Origin of the sequence: Okeania sp. SIO2B9 (assembly GCF_010672505.1) — a bacterium.
GTDB classification, from domain to species: Bacteria; Cyanobacteriota; Cyanobacteriia; order Cyanobacteriales; family Microcoleaceae; genus Okeania; species Okeania hirsuta.
Map to the genome: position 1 here is coordinate 1 of NZ_JAAHGK010001746.1, position 1173 is coordinate 1173.

Sequence of the window (1173 nt, forward strand, 5' to 3'; positions counted from 1 at the left end):
TGCCATTCTCAAAGATTCATATTTAGATGTGAGGGCTAAACTTGATAATGGCTCTACAGTGATTATTGAAATGCAGGTTTTAAATATCGAAGGTTTTAATAAACGAGTTATTTATTATGCTGCAAAAGTTTATGTTAATCAACTCCAGCGAGGTAAAGTTTATACAGGTCTAAAACCAGTAATTTCTTTAACTATTGCTGATTTTACGATGTTTAAGGAGAGTGAAAAAATTATTACACGCTTTGCATTTAAAGAATGGGAGAATTCTTTTGTTTATCCAGACAGCGATATAGAACTATTTTTTGTGGAGTTACCTAAATTTAAGAAAAAATTGGCAAATTTAGAAAATATTACAGATAAATGGCTCTACTTTATGAAACATACTAATAGTTTGGAGGTCGTACCGGAATCAATGGAAGTAGTTCCTGAAATTAGTCAAGCTTTTACTATTGCTAATGAGGCTAATTTAACTATAGATGAATTGCAACAATTGGAAAAGCAAGAGCAATTTCTTCTTGACCGGAAAGGGGCAATTGCTTTTAGTAAAGAAGAAGGTCGTGAAGAAGGGAAAATAGAAGGTCGTGAAGAAGGGAAAAGGGAATTAATTATAAATTTAATAGAGCGTTTATTAGGAACAATTGATTCCAATATAAAAGAACGCTTTAATCAATTATCAAATAGGGAATTAGAAGAATTAAGTCAGGTAATGTTAGAGTTCAAAAATATATCTGATTTAGTAGCTTGGTTAGAGCAAGTCAGAGATGAAGAGTGACACAAATAGGTAATAAATAGGGAAACTATTTTTTTGATAAAAAATCAATATTTAAGTCATACTAAGAGAAAGTAAAAATAATACTGCTGACTTCAATTTTTTTCTGAAAACTTCTAACAAATACTCCTTCATAAATACTAAATCACCCAATAATAACCATGAAAATATTAGTAGCGAGCCACACCTATATTGTTGATTTAAACCGGGAAAAATTACGCGCTTTAGCTCAACTTGAACCGGGTATTGAAGTTATGGTTGTTGTTCCTAAACGTTGGAATCCAAAAGGAGTACAAAGTCAAATAGTTGAAACCCAATTTATTGATGAAGGTTCTTTTCAAGTAGTACCTATTTCTAATTACAGCGAAAATAATCAAGCTTTACTGACTTTTGGTCCTGACTTA

The 1173-nt window shown here is 31.2% G+C and carries 1 protein-coding gene and 1 pseudogene; both read left to right on the top strand.

The window, feature by feature from the left end:
• On the top strand, positions 1-772 hold a 772-nt coding region (locus F6K13_RS34130; protein WP_287290084.1), incomplete at its 5' end, for an Rpn family recombination-promoting nuclease/putative transposase.
• 158 nt (positions 773-930) lie between these two features.
• Positions 931-1173 (top strand): annotated as a pseudogene (locus F6K13_RS34135) (glycosyltransferase family 4 protein); the annotation flags it as partial.